This window comes from Leifsonia sp. NPDC058194 (genome assembly GCF_042883605.1).
In the GTDB taxonomy this organism is placed as follows: Bacteria; Actinomycetota; Actinomycetes; order Actinomycetales; family Microbacteriaceae; genus Leifsonia.
The window spans coordinates 53,291-67,292 of record NZ_JBHVVL010000006.1 but is presented as its reverse complement, the minus strand read 5'-3'; the positions used below and the strand labels follow the sequence as shown (position 1 = coordinate 67,292).

At 66.6% G+C, this 14,002-nt stretch carries 19 protein-coding genes; 4 read left to right on the top strand and 15 right to left on the bottom strand.

The genetic code is table 11. The annotated features are described in order from the left end of the window. Window positions 1–62 precede the first annotated feature (62 nt). Both ACFVU2_RS19260 and ACFVU2_RS19255 read right to left on the bottom strand, forming a co-directional pair. Window positions 63–1,079 carry a Fic/DOC family protein gene (locus ACFVU2_RS19260; protein ID WP_387877825.1) on the bottom strand — a complete coding sequence of 339 codons (1,017 nt, stop codon included), beginning with the start codon at window positions 1,077–1,079 and terminating at the stop codon, window positions 63–65. 1 nt (window position 1,080) lies between these two features. Next, entirely contained in the window at window positions 1,081–1,287 is a 207-nt protein-coding gene (locus tag ACFVU2_RS19255; RefSeq protein WP_387877823.1) for an antitoxin VbhA family protein, read from the bottom strand. Between the two features lie 141 nt (window positions 1,288–1,428). On the opposite strand from ACFVU2_RS19255, the gene ACFVU2_RS19250 reads away from it, so the two are divergent. After that, window positions 1,429–3,450, top strand: coding sequence for a hypothetical protein (locus ACFVU2_RS19250; RefSeq protein WP_387877820.1), 2,022 nt, complete (start codon window positions 1,429–1,431; stop codon window positions 3,448–3,450). A 42-nt stretch (window positions 3,451–3,492) separates the two neighbouring features. Here ACFVU2_RS19250 and ACFVU2_RS19245 read toward each other — a convergent pair whose 3' ends face one another. From ACFVU2_RS19245 to ACFVU2_RS19230, 4 genes are all read right to left on the bottom strand, one after another. Beyond that, window positions 3,493–4,116, bottom strand: a complete 624-nt coding sequence (locus tag ACFVU2_RS19245; RefSeq protein WP_387877817.1) for an RES family NAD+ phosphorylase — start codon at window positions 4,114–4,116, stop codon at window positions 3,493–3,495. Continuing rightward, complete coding sequence (locus ACFVU2_RS19240; protein ID WP_387877815.1) at window positions 4,113–4,751, bottom strand: hypothetical protein; 639 nt, start codon at window positions 4,749–4,751, stop codon at window positions 4,113–4,115. The genes ACFVU2_RS19245 and ACFVU2_RS19240 overlap by 4 nt, the downstream gene beginning before the upstream one ends. 98 nt (window positions 4,752–4,849) lie before the next feature. Beyond that, window positions 4,850–5,359, bottom strand: coding sequence for an NADAR family protein (locus ACFVU2_RS19235; RefSeq protein ID WP_387877812.1), 510 nt, complete (start codon window positions 5,357–5,359; stop codon window positions 4,850–4,852). A gap of 29 nt (window positions 5,360–5,388) precedes the next feature. After that, entirely contained in the window at window positions 5,389–5,667 is a 279-nt protein-coding gene (locus tag ACFVU2_RS19230) for a DUF4326 domain-containing protein (protein WP_387877809.1), read from the bottom strand. 317 nt (window positions 5,668–5,984) lie between these two features. Between ACFVU2_RS19230 and ACFVU2_RS19225 the strand changes: the two genes are divergently transcribed. From ACFVU2_RS19225 to ACFVU2_RS19215, 3 genes are all read left to right on the top strand, one after another. Beyond that, window positions 5,985–6,389, top strand: coding sequence for a hypothetical protein (locus ACFVU2_RS19225; RefSeq protein WP_387877807.1), 405 nt, complete (start codon window positions 5,985–5,987; stop codon window positions 6,387–6,389). After that, window positions 6,386–7,687 carry a hypothetical protein gene (locus tag ACFVU2_RS19220; protein ID WP_387877804.1) on the top strand — a complete coding sequence of 434 codons (1,302 nt, stop codon included), beginning with the start codon at window positions 6,386–6,388 and terminating at the stop codon, window positions 7,685–7,687. Before ACFVU2_RS19225 ends, ACFVU2_RS19220 begins: the two co-directional genes overlap by 4 nt. A 100-nt stretch (window positions 7,688–7,787) precedes the next feature. Further along, entirely contained in the window at window positions 7,788–8,627 is an 840-nt protein-coding gene (locus ACFVU2_RS19215; protein WP_387877801.1) for a class F sortase, read from the top strand. Window positions 8,628–8,936: 309 nt separating this feature from the next. Here ACFVU2_RS19215 and ACFVU2_RS19210 read toward each other — a convergent pair whose 3' ends face one another. The 9 genes from ACFVU2_RS19210 to ACFVU2_RS19170 all read right to left on the bottom strand — a co-directional run bounded on the left by ACFVU2_RS19210 (window position 8,937) and on the right by ACFVU2_RS19170 (window position 13,741). Continuing rightward, window positions 8,937–9,383, bottom strand: coding sequence for a hypothetical protein (locus tag ACFVU2_RS19210; protein WP_387877798.1), 447 nt, complete (start codon window positions 9,381–9,383; stop codon window positions 8,937–8,939). Between the two features lie 67 nt (window positions 9,384–9,450). Beyond that, complete coding sequence (locus ACFVU2_RS19205; protein WP_387877796.1) at window positions 9,451–10,131, bottom strand: hypothetical protein; 681 nt, start codon at window positions 10,129–10,131, stop codon at window positions 9,451–9,453. A gap of 281 nt (window positions 10,132–10,412) precedes the next feature. After that, a complete protein-coding gene (locus ACFVU2_RS19200) occupies window positions 10,413–10,769 on the bottom strand; it encodes a hypothetical protein (RefSeq protein WP_387877793.1) in 357 nt (118 codons plus the stop codon). 113 nt (window positions 10,770–10,882) lie between these two features. Beyond that, entirely contained in the window at window positions 10,883–11,293 is a 411-nt protein-coding gene (locus tag ACFVU2_RS19195; protein WP_387877791.1) for a hypothetical protein, read from the bottom strand. Beyond that, entirely contained in the window at window positions 11,260–11,574 is a 315-nt protein-coding gene (locus tag ACFVU2_RS19190; protein WP_387877788.1) for a hypothetical protein, read from the bottom strand. The genes ACFVU2_RS19195 and ACFVU2_RS19190 overlap by 34 nt, the downstream gene beginning before the upstream one ends. Window positions 11,575–11,782: 208 nt before the next feature. Further along, entirely contained in the window at window positions 11,783–12,340 is a 558-nt protein-coding gene (locus ACFVU2_RS19185; protein ID WP_387877785.1) for a hypothetical protein, read from the bottom strand. A gap of 94 nt (window positions 12,341–12,434) precedes the next feature. Beyond that, entirely contained in the window at window positions 12,435–12,740 is a 306-nt protein-coding gene (locus ACFVU2_RS19180) for a hypothetical protein (RefSeq protein WP_387877782.1), read from the bottom strand. A 180-nt stretch (window positions 12,741–12,920) separates the two neighbouring features. Then, complete coding sequence (locus ACFVU2_RS19175; protein ID WP_387877780.1) at window positions 12,921–13,154, bottom strand: hypothetical protein; 234 nt, start codon at window positions 13,152–13,154, stop codon at window positions 12,921–12,923. 170 nt (window positions 13,155–13,324) lie between these two features. Further along, entirely contained in the window at window positions 13,325–13,741 is a 417-nt protein-coding gene (locus ACFVU2_RS19170; protein ID WP_387877777.1) for a hypothetical protein, read from the bottom strand. Window positions 13,742–14,002 lie beyond the last annotated feature (261 nt).

Here is a 14,002-nt window from a genome sequence, read left to right as displayed (position 1 = left end):
GTGACAAGAAGAGACCCCCGTAGCGACGGCCACGGGGGTCTCTTCAGGCGCGAACGGTGCTGTCAGAGCCCGGCTCCCAGGTCGGGCTCCGCTCGGTGCCGCGGGGACCTGACCGAATCGGCCTGCTCAGGCGTGAGCTCGGGAAACCGCCGGTAGAGATCGGCACGCATGGACCCCGGCCGGGAGGCCGGTCGACGAGGATCCCGAGGAGGGTCTACGGTGCGGTCCTCCTCGACGACCAGCTTCTGAGCGCCCAGCTCCATCGCGCGCTGCATGGAGTGCAGCCTCGACTGATGCGGCTCGTGCGCCTTGCTGGCCTCGATCGCGCGCTCCAGCTCCGGCTCTCGACGCGTGATCGCCTTGGCGAGCACCGCGGCAAGCGGCGCGTGGTCGAAGCCGTTGCCCTGGTGGTGGAAGCGCGCCTCGACGAACTCGTCGCGGATCGACTCCGGGTGGGTCGGGCTGAGCTTGGCCACGTCGAGCTCCCAGGCGGCCTCGTGGGCGAGTTGGTGGAAGAAGATCGTCTGCGCGCGGGTGTTGCCCTCGCGGAAGGCGTGGGCGACGTTCACCATGCCCCAGTGGTAGGCGAGCGCGTCGGCGAAATCGGCGGGGTCCTCGATGCCAGTGAGCATCCCGTCTTCCTGCAGCGCCTTGTGCTGCTCGTTCCAGAGCATCTCGATGCCCTGGTGCGGCGCGTAGTCGTAGCCGTTCTTCCACAGGTCGACATTGCGCGTCTCGCCGGCCCACTCGTAGACGTCCTGGAACAGGTGCTTGTGGATCGCCTTCATGTGCTCGAGACCGAAGTCGCCCGGGATCGGGTTCTGCTTCAGCTCGACCATCCGGAACGCCGAGAATACCTCCTCGCGCTGGGTGAGGACGTCTTGGTCGGTGCAGCCGTAGGGCTCGCTCTTGAGGCCGACCTTGTTGCGGAGGACGTCGGAAGCCATCCCGGGGATCAGGTAGTCCTCCCAGGCGATCTGCTCGGCATTCATTCCGCGGGTGCGGATCTTCTTGCCGATCCCGTAGAGCGGGGCAGGGAGCTTGCGCTTCGGCGGCTTGTCGACGGGGCGCTCGATCATCTCAGTCGAGACCCTGCTGCTTGCGGAACAGCGCGCGGGCCTCGTCCCCGGTGAGCTCGCCGGCCGCCTGCTTGCGCAGGAGCTCGCGCGCCTCGGGGTCGTCGACGCTGTGGCCGGCGGAGCCGAGCACACCGTCCACGAAGTTCAGGACCTTGGTCGCCTCGTCGGGTGTCGGCTTCTTGGCCGGCTCGGGGGTGGTGTTCGTCATGGGCGGGTCTCTCTTTCGTAGAATTCGCTCGTATATGAGCATAGTTGAGCAGTGCACAAGTCGGTCTAGCCACGAGCGTGAGCGGCGACGATAATGCCGCATGTCGCGCATCGTAGGACCACTTCGAGCAGGGGGTGCACAATGGCGCGTCGCGCACGGAGACAAATCGCACTCGCGGTATGCCTGGTCGCCTGTCTCACTGCATTGGCGGCATGCACTCCGAAGCTCGACTACGGCAAGGTGCCGATACCGGCCGGAACCGTTCCGGACAGCTCCGCGCTGCCGTCCATGCCAGCACCCACAGCGTGGTCGCCGGACGAGATAAAGGCGCTGGCCGATCCCGGCTATGGGAGCGACCTCTTGAACACCCTGAGCAGCGCCGATCTCACTCAGCGCGAGGCGGCGTTGCTGACCGTGATGAGCCAGTCGGGAATCGCCACCGTGGACCCCATGCTGCACAACCGTGTCATCTTGGGGGCCAAGCTTGAGTCTCACGGCATGTGGATTCAAGCCGGCCAGGCCGTGATACTCGCATCCGTTGCCGCTGAGGACAATCCACTGCCCTTGGACGCTCTCGCTGGCGCTTTCACCATGCCGGTTGCCGGCACCGGCGACACAGGGTCGGCGTGGCGCACCTACATGCTTTCTGCGTTGCAGAGCGCATCCACGCCTTCCGAGCTCGCTTGGCGAGACTTCGTGGAGGAGGGCGGTCCTCAATCACCGAGCATCACCGAGGCGCTTGGCTCGCAGGGTGACTATCAACTCACTGCACTTCAGGCGACTCTGCTGGAGAGCCGCACAATGGGCGACGCGGCAACAACGGCCAGTTGGTTGAAGTCCAACCCGAAGGCGGACCTTTCGAAGGTCTCATCGTCAATGCCACTCCACTACGGCATTGACGTAAAATCCGCCTCCATCCTGAAGATGGACAATCCCGCGGGCCCGTGTGGCGGACTCCCAATACCGGACTGGATTTACACAGCAACGTCAGCCGCCACAGGGAAGTTCTGGGACTGGGCCACAAAGGCGGTGGACATCGGAACCAAAGGGGCCGCAGGCAAGCTGCTCGTGTGGGCATCGGGCGTCGCAGGTCTTGCCGCGACGCTGACCAACTTCGTCCTGACGGCTGCCTTGTTGAGCAAGAAGATCGACGCGGACCACACGCCCATCACGCGAACGAAACGAACCGACCAGGACCAAGAGCGAGCCAACCTCACAGCCACCTTCTCCATCAATAGGTCGCCATTGCAGTGGGCCAACTGCCTGCGCGTGATAGCGGCGATCAAAACCCTCGACGCAGCAGTGCCCGACGCGGGCCCGTGGGCGAATACGACAGTGAACTGGAAAATCGATGACGGCCCCGCGGTCTTTGGTAGCGGTCAGCCGACGGCGAGCACGATCACCTCGGCTCAGGGCACGACGACGGTTGTTCTTGCCGGCAAACACCAGGACGAAGCAGTCGGTGCTGGCGCGACTCAAATGGCTGTTTCGGCGCATGTGGAGGCGTCTCCGAATCCCGACTCGATGAAGTCCGCGTGGGATCATCTGGCGCAGTGGTCGAGCAACCTTCTGGAACTCGCCTTTGGGCTTGAGAATCCGGTGGTCTGGTCGGACATCGTTGCCAAGGTCGTAATCGCAGGTATGAATCGATATGGCGCCATGCTGACCGCCCACCTAACAGTTCCGATGATCGACTGGACACCGCCTTCAGACTCCGTGACAGTCAGTATGGGCGGTGCATTGACGTCGCCCTCGGACGGGCAGACCCTCACCATCCCCGAGAGCGGCGCTCAACACTGGAAACTCTTCCAGGGGGCCTACGCCCCTTCCAATCAACAGGTAACCGTCATTTTCGGCGGACGAGATTGCCAGAACATCCCGGGGACCGTGAACGTGAGCGGACAGATATTCTCCATACCGCGGCCAGATAATTCCGGCGAGACAGACGTGTCAGTAGATCTTGAGTTTTACACCACCACTTCGATCACAACTAGCTGCCAGATTGGCTCCTACACCTTCGAGCCGGACGAGCAGGTGCTGGCGGCCGCTGGGGAAGTAACGATCCCCTCGTCGCAAAAAACCGTCGATGTGCCCGTGGCCGTGACCGATGCTGGATGGTCCACGCTGGTCGTCACGGTCACGAACCTGCCGGGTGGCCCGTAAGCACCCCCGCCCTGGTCGAGCAGTTCGACTAGAGAGCACCTGTCAGAGCACCTTGTACTTGAGCTCCTCGGCGGCGTACTTGACGATCGGATCAGCCGTCACATCCCAGAGCGGCGCGTGGAAGCTCGGCCGGTTCTCGAAGGCCGGGACGACCTCTGTCCGGCTGAACAGCGTCAGCGACGGCTGATTGGTGATCGCCGACTGCGACCAGAGCCCGTCGACCTGGTCGCCGAGCCTCTCATAGATCGCGCGTGCCCACGCCTGGGTGTGGCGCTTCGGACCCATCATGATCGAGGCCGCGGCGCCGTTGAGCACGGGCCAGTTCGTCGTCAGGTCCAGCAGCACGAGCTCGCGCGAGGGCTGCCAGGCGACGAGAGCCGGCCCACCCTGGGAGCGGGTGATCTCTCGTCGCTGCTGGTAGACCTCACCGAGGGCCGTCAGCGCATCCGTCGCGGCGTACATCACCCCGATATCGGTGTAGTAGTCCGCCGGCGGCGGGTGCGGGTCGAAGCGCATCTTGCGGATCGGCCCGTAGTGGCGCAGCTCGTTCCAGGCGAGAGCGTGAGGCGGCTCGGTGCGATAGACGCGCCAGAGCAGCCCGCTGTAGCTACGGAGGTGCCGTTGCTCGGTCCTGAACGCGTCCGGGGGAGTGGCCGGGACCTTCACGACTGCAAGAAGGAGTCGAGGATGTCGACGACCTCTTGCGGGTCTCCGCCCAGGCGCAGCCACTCCACCGGCGTGACCTCACGATCGTCGATCAGGAGGTCCTCCTGCGGCGTCGTCATGAAGTTCTGGACGCTCGCCGGGTGCATGTCGTGGGGCAGCGCGAGGATCACCTGCGACAGGCCGGGCAGCACGGGCTGCTTCGAGTCGTCGGTGAACTGCCACGCGGGAAGGCGTCGCTTGCCCGCGATCATGAAGCCGAGCAGGCTGCCCTTGCTCAGCCGGTGGCGGATGCGAGACGAGTCGATGCCCAGCCGCTGTGCGGCCTCCGTCGCGCTGAGCGATCCGGTGACCGCCTCCAGGCGGGTCCGGCGCTCGAGCTCGGCGAGGTCACCGCGTGCGACGCTGGCCTCGACCTCGGCGAGGCGCTCCGGTGTGAAGGTGCCCGAGCTGATGAGGAAGGCGACCTGCTCGTCGGTCAGGGCGCTGCCGCGCGGCTGGGTCTCCTTCAGAGCGTCCGCGGACTCACGGATCAGGACGACGACCAGTTCGGCGTCGCGACCCTGTTCCCGGGCGGCGTCCTTGAGGTAGCGCAGGGCCTCTACTTCTTCCGGTGCGGGTGCTGCTGCGATCGACATGGCGCCTCCTTCTCTCGAATTGTACGCTAACCGCACAGTCGAGTGTAAGTGCGAAAAGGTGTGCGCATCCGGTTTGACGGCATCTTCCAAGGTCGCGGTCACGCGCGCAGCACGCTCCTCTGGATCATGAGGATGCGGCCGAGCCAGTTCTGACCCTCGCCGTCGTGCCCGCTGCGGCAAGTGCACGTCCCCCAGAAGGTGTCGCACCAGTGGTTACCCTCGACGAGCTCGGCGTCGCCGGTCGCCAGCAGCAGCTGCGCCAGCTCGGGCACGGCGTACTTCGCCGCCTGCAGCCGCGCCATCACGCCCAGCTTGATCGCGTCCCAGTCGGGGCGCAGCTCGGTGATGATGCCGCCGCGGTGCGCCGGGCCGCCGAGGATCTTGGCCTCTCCGGGGGTCGGCGCTGCGAGGATCTGAGCCTGCTCAGCCGGCGTTCCGGACTTCAGCGCTTGGAAGACGTGCTCGGTCGTGCGACCGGTGAGGCCGGCAACGGTCACGCCGCCGGGCACGAACCAGAAGTTCGAGAGGAAGCGGTGCTCGTCGCGGAAGCGGGTGATGGGCGCGGCGGCGGCCTCCGGTGTCGGGCTCGAGGTGTACGGGTGCGTCATGATGGTCTCCTTCGTTTCGGGTAGTGGGTCTATCGCTCCGCCCAGCACTTCAGGACGTCGCCGTGGCACGCCTGGGGCGCGCAGAAGCAGCCGATGCGCTTCCCGCGCAGCTCTGGCAGCCGGGCGATGAGCTCGGGTCGTGAAGCGAGGTACGCCTCGTACTTGCGGATCACCTCCGCGCGATCGCCATCCCGGCCTATCACGAAGGGGTTCCCCCAGATCGAGCCGCGGCCGATGTAGACGTCGTAGGTCTCCTTGCGCTTGTTCACGACTCGGATGGGCACGGGGATGCCGGAGGTGGAGGTCATAGCGGCCCAGCTCTCTGCTCTGCGGATTCTCCGGATAACCCCGAGGCGGCACCCGCCGCCTTCGCCACCAGTCCTGACCAGACCCTGGTCACCTCCTACCCACTCCGTGGCCACAACGGCTCCAGAAGCCGGCCGAAAGCCCTTCGCGGGTGGGTTCTGGACCGGTTGTGCCCTCTACTGGGGTGCGCTGCGGCCGGAAAGTGACCACGACACGGCCACAGTGGCTTGCTGGTGTCGGTGGTGTCGTTTATGCTCGTTTATGCGAGAAAAACGCATTGTGAACCGTAAACCAGTAGACATGTAGAAAGGGGGGCGTGATGGCAGCCAGAAGCCAGGCCGAGGAGACCTCGGAGCGCAAGCGCATCTCCATCCCGAAGGCCGACGAGTCGGTGCTCACCTGGTGGGAGAAGCAGAACGACGTGGGCCTCTCCGTGCGGATGCTGATCCGCAACGAGATCGAGCGCAACGGATACGTCGATGTCGCGTTCGCGCCGGTGGCTCAGCTTCCGCGCCGCGGCCGTCCCCCGGGATCGGGCCCGGATGCCGCCGAGGCCGCCGAGAGCGAGGCCGAGCCGATCCAGACTCCCGCGGCTCCGGTCCACCTGGTCGCCGCGACCCCTGCCGCGCATCCCGCGCCGATTCCGCAGTTGCAGCCCGTCGAGCGCGCACCGCAGCCGAGCACCGGGGGCGCTGACCTGCTCGACGCCATCATCGGCGGATGACCCCGCCACCCCCATCAGACTTCGAGACCAACAAGGAGACCAGGACCATGGGCAACAAGATCAAGATCACCGGCGGCGTCGACGTCGGCAACGGCTACGTCAAGGCTGCGCTTCGCGGTGAGAACGGCAAGGCCGACAAGTTCGACATCCCCTCGGGCGTCGCGCTGGTGACCGGCGCGGTGGACCTGCCGACGCCGGACACGGCGGCCGTGGAGGTCGTCGGCGGCGACATCTTCAACGAGCTGGACGTGACGTTCGCCTCGCCGCTGGTGGGTTCCACCCACCGCCACCTGTTCGGTCGCCGCGCGCTCAAGGCGCAGACGCCGCGCTTCGAGGAGTTCGACGTCGTCTCGGGCATCAGCAAGGCCGAGCAGTCGCTGACCAAGGTCCTCGTGATGGGCCTGTTCGCGGGCAAGGCGCTGCGCGACTACGTGATCGAGCACGGCGCGCTCCCGACCGAGCAGCTGGATGTCGAGGTCCGCGTGGCCCTGGCGCTGCCGATCGACGAGTTCCGCGAGCACCGCTTCGCCTTCGCCGAGTCCTTCAAGCACGGCGCTCACCTGGTGACGGTGCTGAACTTCGAGACCCCGGTCATCGTCCGCCTCACGTTCGTGGACGTGCAGGTCGCGGCCGAGGGCGCGTCGGCTCAGTTCGCGATCCGTCAGCACGGAGTCGCGCTGGCCGAGCAGCTGCTGGTCGATGTACGCAAGCACGGTCAGGCGCTGGAGGGCATCACCGGCCAGGACATCTTCGACGCCACGAGCACGGTCGGCATCGACATCGGCGAGGGCACCGTGAACTTCCCGGTGTACTCGGGCGCGAAGTTCAACGGCGACGCGTCGCGGACCTTCGGCAAGGGCTACGGCACGGTGCTGAACAACTCGCTGGTGCCGCTGAAGCGCGCGGGCCTGCCCTTCAACTCGCGCAAGGCGCTGGCCGACTACCTGCTCTCCGAGCCGAGCCCGCTCAAGCGCGCCGAGCACGCGAAGGTCGCGGCGATCGTGGCCGAGCAGGCCGAGCTGTTCAGCGAGCAGGTCGTGGAGGAGTTCCGCAAGATCCTCGCGGAGGTCGGCCGCGACACCGAGGTCATCTACGTGTTCGGCGGCGGCAGCGGGTCGGTGCGTCCGTCGCTGCACCCGAAGCTGCTCGAGGTCGTCCCCGAGGGCACGCCGGTGCTGTTCCTGGACGTGAGCTACTCGCGTCACCTCAACCGCGAGGGGCTGCTGATCGCCGCGTCCCTGGTCGAGGACCAGGTCGCCGCTCAGAAGGCGAAGAAGCAGGCTCCGGCCGCCGCCTGAGCGATCGCCAAGCGTGGCCGCCGTCGCATCACAGCGCGGCGGCCGCGCCCTCGGCGTCCCTGCCTGACCATCCGACCCGATCCACAGAAACGAGCACGCGATGACGGACACGCCTCCTTGGGCGCGCGGTTCGAGCACCACCGGATTCACGCCTCCGACACCCACCGAGCACGTCTTCCCCTCCGAACTCCGTGTGACGACGAGTGCACGGCCGGTTGAGGCAGTGGCCCAGCGGAAGTCGAGCCGCCTCGTGACGGTGCTGCTGAGCCTCCTCGTGGTCGCGCTGATCGTCGCGGCCGGTGTGCTCGTCTGGAAGGCGTTCGCACCTCAGCAGGACGTGAGCGCACCGCTGCCCGCCAGCCAGTACTCGCAGCCGGCGACCGGCGTCGCGGTCGGGCCCACGGGGACCACTCCGGTTGCCACCCAGGACGGCGGCGGCCCGATGACGGTGGCCAAGATGGCGCCGAGCACGCTGTTCATCCCCTCGCTCGGCATCTACATGCCGGTGGAGGCGGACTCGACCTTCGTGGCCAGCAAGTACGCGGGCTTCGACCAGATTCGCATCCCTTCGAACCCGAAGCACGGCGTCTGGTACAAGGCCGGCGCTCCGATGTTCGGCGGCTCCGAGGGCACGACGCTGATCGCGGCGCACGTGAGCAACCACAACGGCTGGGGCGCGCTGCGCTACCTGTACAAGATCCGCGCCGGGGCGATGCTCTACACGAAGGACGCCGCCGGTCAGCTGCAGAGCTGGCAGATGACGCGGATGCGGGTGGAGGATCACACCGCCTTCCCGCAGGAGTACTGGTCCGCGAAAGGTGTGCGTCAGCTCGTCGTCACGACCTGCGGCGGCCACGTGGACAGCCAGAACCTGTTCACGCAGAACCTCTTCGCGATCGCATCTCCGATCGATCCGAAGCCGGCGCAGGTGACCGTGTGAGCGCTCTCGATGTGCAATTCGTATGCGCATCCAGCATGATGGTAGACGAGGCTGTTCACTGCGTGGATGTCGGAAGCGACTCCAGACGCGGCGGCCGGATCTCCACACAAGACTTCGCGGAAGACGGCTAGGGCTTCTCTTCCGTGAAATCGCCACCCCCTATCCGGCGGTGGCAAATCCTTCCGAGCACGTTCGGGTCGTGGTCGGATGGGCTTGAGGCCCCAGCTCTTCGGGTGAGCTGGGGCCTCCTCGTGTTTCTGCGGCGAAAAGAAGAACCCCGCACCCGGTGAGGGGTGCGGGGTTCTTCGGTCAGGCGTTGATCGCCGTGACCAGTTTGGTCGCGACATCGGGGGAGAGCGCCCAGACGACGTCCTCGTCCAGAGCCCACCAGGCTGCGGTGGTCTGGTACTTCGGCTTCCGGCCGGCGAAGTCCTCGCCGAAGCCGCTGCGCTCCTTGCCCCAGAACGGCGGTCGCCTGTGGTCGCCGGCCGCCCACGCTTCGAGGTCGTCGCGAGCCTGACTGAGCGCCTCGGGTTGCCCGACGAAGTGGACCTCGCGGGTCACGCCGTCGATCGTCACCTCGAGAGCGCGCGCCTCGACGGGCGCCTCGCGCAGCCGCTTCAGGGCCTTCGGCACGGTGCCGAACTCGAACTCCGCGGAGCCCATGTACTCGCAGGAGAACACGCGGTCGAAGCCCTGCTGCCGGTCGAAGGGATGCTCGTTGAGGCCGAGCCTCTGCACCAGGTAGTACGTCATTGCTCTGCTCCTTGGTCAGGCCCTGCCTCGGCAGGGGTTCGTGTTCGGACGCGGCTGCTGTCGCACATCACCACTCAGGACTCCAGAGCAGCTCCAGCGGCCCACCCTGCCTGAGCAGCGTTTCGCCCATGTGGAAGCCGTCGTCGCCCGCGCCGGCGTAGCGCTTCAGTTCTTCATCGTCGGTGACCTGCCAGAGGCCACCATACGGTCCGAGCCCACGGATCACGGCGCCCACCGGGAGTGCGTCGAGCTCGGCGGCCGTCGTGATGGCTCGCGGCTTCTTCGCGAGCTCAGCCCGGAGCCGGTCGATCTCGTCCGCCATGGCTGGGATCTCGTTGACGAGCGCCGTGACGGGCGTCCGCCAGTCGAAGCCCTGGTCGGGGAAGTTGAGCATCAGCCGGTGGTGGCGCGCCCGCAGCGCGTTCGTGTCGGCCTCGGCGTCCTCGCGTGGGCTGCCGGCCGCCTCGATGATCTCCTCGATCGTCTCGTCGAGCATCTCGAGGTTCTCGTTGTGCATGGCCCAGCGGGCACGCTCGATGAGCACAGTGGGCACTCGGCTCATGGGGGCGTTGGCCGCGATGGTCTCAGGAGCGATCGGGAACTGACGGTTCGTCGGCGCGAGCTGAGCGCGAAGACGCTCGATCTCATCGCACGCAGCGGTGAGAGCATCGGCCGCGATGTCGTCGAGCCGCCTGCGACGCTCGGTGGCGGTCTTGCGGAGCTCGTGGATGTCGAGCTGGTCGCTCATGGTCTTCTCCTCGGGTCGTAAATTGAAAGCCCCGCAGCCCGATGAGGGACTGCGGGGCCGGTGGGGCAGAGTGGGGGACACGGGAGCCTTGCACTCCATCTCCAGGGACCCGAACCCTGGTGCTCTTCTCGGATCGGACGCGCCCTTGGCAACGTCCCGACCGGGCCGAATGGACTCATCGGGGGGTCTCGCACCCTCACCCGCGGTCACGCATCGGTTGAACTACTGTGTCACCGCTTCACCCGTTCGGGGCTGTGCCACGAACGCAGTCGCTCCGCGGCTCAGATCTCGACCAGCGTCACGAGCACGGCGCCGGGGGTCCGGTCGCTCACCTGGTCGCCGGTGCTCGGCACGCGCCAGAGGATGGCGACGTCGTTGCGGCGCTGACGGATCAGCACGTGACGCCGGACGACGTACTCGGGGTCGAGGTCGCCTTCGCAGTCGATGCCGAGCGAGGCGAAGACGCGCGCGGCGTTGCGGAGGAACTCGCCCTTCTCGACGTGGCCCTCAGCGAGAACGCTGCGGCCGTGGTCGTAGGCGATCGCCGGGACGACGCTGCCATCGGGCAGGACGGTGCTCACGGCGGGGACGTTGGCGGGCACCTGGAGCAGCTCCGGGTGCGTCTGGGTCTGGATCATCGGAGTCTCGCTCTCAGGTCGTGGTTCAGGGATGATGCTCGAAACGCAGAAGCCGGCGGACCGAGGAGCGGAGTAGTCCCCTCGGGCCGCCGGCTGGCGTTGTTGGTGGATGCTCAGGCCTTCGACTCGGCGAGCTTCTCGCGGAGTCGGGCGACCTTCATGTCGTGCTCGTCGTGCTCATCGAGCTTGGTGATGGTGGTCGCGCTGGAGTTCAGCTGCAGACCGGTCTCGGCGTCGTACCAGAAGCCGCTGTCGGCCCGGACTTCGAGCTTGTAGGTGGTCGCCAGACCGCCCTGGGGCGCGACCTGGTGCACGGACCGGCGGAAGGTGTCGATGATCCGGCCGACGCCGATCTCCTCTACGACGTCGGGGTCTGGCACGTAGCTGGTCCCGTACTCGCCTTCGACGCGCTTCTTCCACACGGGGTGGTCGAGGTTGCGCTTGATCAGCACCCGGTCGCCCACCGCGAGGGTGGGCGCCGTGGCGTCGGTCAGATGTACTGCAGCTGCATCTCTCTGCGCCATGTCGTCTCACGCTCCTTGTCCTGGTTCTCGATGCGGAACTCCGCGACGGTGCCGTAGTGGCCACAGCCGTTGCGGTTCGCGCAGGAGATGGGGTCCTCGTCACCCAGGCCCTCGTCCTCGGTGAGGACGCGGCCGGGGAAGTGGTCGGGGTCGGGCTGGGACGCCATCCAGTCGTAGCCGTCGTCGCACAGGAGCGCGTTGACGGTGACCTGGATGACGAAGCGGTCTTCTTCGAAGCAGACGGGGCAGCGGATGCCTTCGAGGAACTCGGTGTTGGCCATGTCTCGGCGCTCCTTACTCGGTGTAGCCGCAGCTCGGGCAGATGGCGGTTCCGCGTCCGGCGGAAGCGGCGGGGATCATCTCGATCTCGTCGTTGGGGCAGGTCTGCATGGCTTCTTCTCCTTGGGAGGTGGTGCACGAAGTGGTGGGGGAGGGACCGCGCAGCGGAGTGCTTCGCGGTCCCTCGGTGGTGCTGGTGGCTGCCTGAGTTCAGGCGCTCGTCCAGCCGCAGTCCTCGCTGTTGAGGCAGCGGGCGATGCGACGCCTGGCGCCGGTGGTCCGGTCGCCGTAGCGGTTGCCGACCTCGAATCCGGTCGGGTTGACGGTGCAGCTCGGGCAGGTGTCGCCGCTGAGCTCGATGACCTTCCGGCCTTCGAGGACCCGGTACCCGGGGAGCCAGCCGCTGATCTCCAGCCGGTTGCCGTAGACCCGGATGAGGATGTGGTTCACGGTCTTGATGGCGCTCTCCAGCGTGACGTCGTCATCGCCGGCGATCTCGTCGATCTCGTCCGCGACCTGGTCGCCGATGCTCTCGGCGGTGCGCGTGGCCGGGTTCCCGGAGACGGTCGTGACGTCGAACATCGCCATCGCGTACTGGACGGTCTCGTTCGCGTAGTGCTTGTACTGCTCCTTGACCACCATGTAGCCGAGGTAGGCGGCGAGGCTGGTCGTCGCGACCCGGTAGCGGCCGGTCTTCGGCAGCAGATTGCGGACAGTCCTGGTGGCGGGATCCGCTGTGATGGCGGGCATGAGCGTGCGAGCGTTCATGGTCTTCTCCTTGGTGAGGTGGCTTTGCGGTGGGTGTTGCAGTGGTGGCAGCGGATCGGGTTGGTGCTGCGGGGGAGGGAGCGTTGGTACGCGCTCAGATCCCCTGGGTCTGCCAGTCGTAGATCGACTGCGACGGCTTCGAGGTGCGTGGCAGCGTGCGGATGCGCGCGACCTTCCTGGCTTCCTCGACGTCCCGGAGTTCGGGGACGATCGCGAGCTTGTGATTGGTCGGCACCGGCCGCGGCCGCAGCTCGATCACAGGAGCGAGACGCTCTTGGGCTGCAGCTGCGCGCTCTGCCAGACGACGCTGGTGGAGGTACATGGCCGTGAGCGGCGCGGCGATGATCAGCGCGAGGACGATCATGAGCAGCCACGACGTGGTGGGGTTCATCGGGAACATCGGGACTCCTCGGTGTCGGTTCGGCTTGGACAGGGGGTTTGCTCTGTCATGGGCTTTTCCGACACGGCTGTGCCGTGTTGCTCCACCCAGGGAGTTGGGCGTTGCAGGAGAACCAGCTATTCGCGGAACGAAGAAGCCCCGCCGGCGAGCGAACTCGAGGCGGGGCTTCGTGGGGATCGGTCAGCGGTGGGTGGCTCGCCGTTTGGGTCGCAGATCGCGCAGGACGAGCCATGCGACGAACCCGAGCGTGATCAAGCCGACGACGGTCAGCGCAATGGCAAGGGGGATCGTGACGAGCCCGAGGCTGGGCAGCACAAGCGTGAGAATGCCGAGCACGAAGGCGAGAAGGATGCAGCAGAGCGCATAGACGATCGCGGTGATGTCGTCGCCGGTGAAGAGCTTGTTCGTGGTCATGGCGTCCTCGCTAAGTCTCGGAGCAATGGTCGTTGTCGCAGAGGTCTCCGACACGGCTCTGCCGTGTTGCTCCACCCGGGGAGATCACCGGCCGTGGACGTCTGCCAGAGAACGAAGGAGCCCCGCCGACAAGCGCGAGCTCGCGGCGGGGCCTCAGCGGCGATGTGGTGTCAGCTTGCCTGCACGTCGTTCTTCGGGCCCTGGGCGCGGACGATGTCCAGGACCTTGATCGCGAGGATGATGATCGCGACGGCCGCCACGCCGGCGGCCGGGACGGCGACGCCGACTTCGTCCCGCGGATGGACCAGGGCGCTCAGCACGCCGCCGATCCCCGCGGTCAGAAGGATGATGCCGAAGACCAGCGTCACGATCTGCGCTCGCGTGATCAGGATGCGTTCGCGGGCGACCACGCCGAGCACGTAGCCGCCGAGGGCGGCAACGACCAACGCGGTCGGGACGTACCCGACGAGCTCGCCGCCGATGGCGATGAAGACGATGGTTGCGGCCAGGCACCCGGCGAAGAGGATCAGGCCGTAGGCGATTGCGAAGATGTCGAAGGCGTTGAAGGGGATCTTGGTCGTGCTCATGATGTTGCTGCCTCTCGCGGTGGGATGGTCGTGTCGAAGGCTTCTCCGACACGGCTCTGCCGTGTAGCTCGGGTGATCCACGCCTCGACGGGCACTATCGACAGCGGATGCGAAAGAGAAAGCCCCACCCGCGAGCCGTGGCTCGAGGTGGGGCATCTCGTTGCGATATTCACTTGTCTTGCAGGTCAGCCGATGACGGCGGTGATCCTCTGTGGAGTTCCTGTTCCTCCGGCGCCGATCTAATGCGGAACGCGGGACGGG

Excerpts from the sequence above, each read along its gene's own strand:
- ACFVU2_RS19225 (WP_387877807.1), top strand. The coding sequence starts at position 5,985 with ATGGCAGCCAGAAGCCAGGCCGAGGAGACCTCGGAGCGCAAGCGCATC.
- ACFVU2_RS19240 (WP_387877815.1), bottom strand. The coding sequence starts at position 4,751 with ATGTCGATCGCAGCAGCACCCGCACCGGAAGAAGTAGAGGCCCTGCGC.
- ACFVU2_RS19170 (WP_387877777.1), bottom strand. The coding sequence starts at position 13,741 with ATGAGCACGACCAAGATCCCCTTCAACGCCTTCGACATCTTCGCAATC.
- ACFVU2_RS19185 (WP_387877785.1), bottom strand. The coding sequence starts at position 12,340 with ATGAACGCTCGCACGCTCATGCCCGCCATCACAGCGGATCCCGCCACC.
- ACFVU2_RS19210 (WP_387877798.1), bottom strand. The coding sequence starts at position 9,383 with ATGACGTACTACCTGGTGCAGAGGCTCGGCCTCAACGAGCATCCCTTC.
- ACFVU2_RS19175 (WP_387877780.1), bottom strand. The coding sequence starts at position 13,154 with ATGACCACGAACAAGCTCTTCACCGGCGACGACATCACCGCGATCGTC.
- ACFVU2_RS19200 (WP_387877793.1), bottom strand. The coding sequence starts at position 10,769 with ATGATCCAGACCCAGACGCACCCGGAGCTGCTCCAGGTGCCCGCCAAC.
- ACFVU2_RS19220 (WP_387877804.1), top strand. The coding sequence starts at position 6,386 with ATGACCCCGCCACCCCCATCAGACTTCGAGACCAACAAGGAGACCAGG.
- ACFVU2_RS19260 (WP_387877825.1), bottom strand. The coding sequence starts at position 1,079 with ATGATCGAGCGCCCCGTCGACAAGCCGCCGAAGCGCAAGCTCCCTGCC.
- ACFVU2_RS19205 (WP_387877796.1), bottom strand. The coding sequence starts at position 10,131 with ATGAGCGACCAGCTCGACATCCACGAGCTCCGCAAGACCGCCACCGAG.
- ACFVU2_RS19235 (WP_387877812.1), bottom strand. The coding sequence starts at position 5,359 with ATGACGCACCCGTACACCTCGAGCCCGACACCGGAGGCCGCCGCCGCG.
- ACFVU2_RS19250 (WP_387877820.1), top strand. The coding sequence starts at position 1,429 with ATGGCGCGTCGCGCACGGAGACAAATCGCACTCGCGGTATGCCTGGTC.
- ACFVU2_RS19195 (WP_387877791.1), bottom strand. The coding sequence starts at position 11,293 with ATGGCGCAGAGAGATGCAGCTGCAGTACATCTGACCGACGCCACGGCG.
- ACFVU2_RS19255 (WP_387877823.1), bottom strand. The coding sequence starts at position 1,287 with ATGACGAACACCACCCCCGAGCCGGCCAAGAAGCCGACACCCGACGAG.
- ACFVU2_RS19215 (WP_387877801.1), top strand. The coding sequence starts at position 7,788 with ATGACGGACACGCCTCCTTGGGCGCGCGGTTCGAGCACCACCGGATTC.
- ACFVU2_RS19230 (WP_387877809.1), bottom strand. The coding sequence starts at position 5,667 with ATGACCTCCACCTCCGGCATCCCCGTGCCCATCCGAGTCGTGAACAAG.
- ACFVU2_RS19190 (WP_387877788.1), bottom strand. The coding sequence starts at position 11,574 with ATGGCCAACACCGAGTTCCTCGAAGGCATCCGCTGCCCCGTCTGCTTC.
- ACFVU2_RS19180 (WP_387877782.1), bottom strand. The coding sequence starts at position 12,740 with ATGTTCCCGATGAACCCCACCACGTCGTGGCTGCTCATGATCGTCCTC.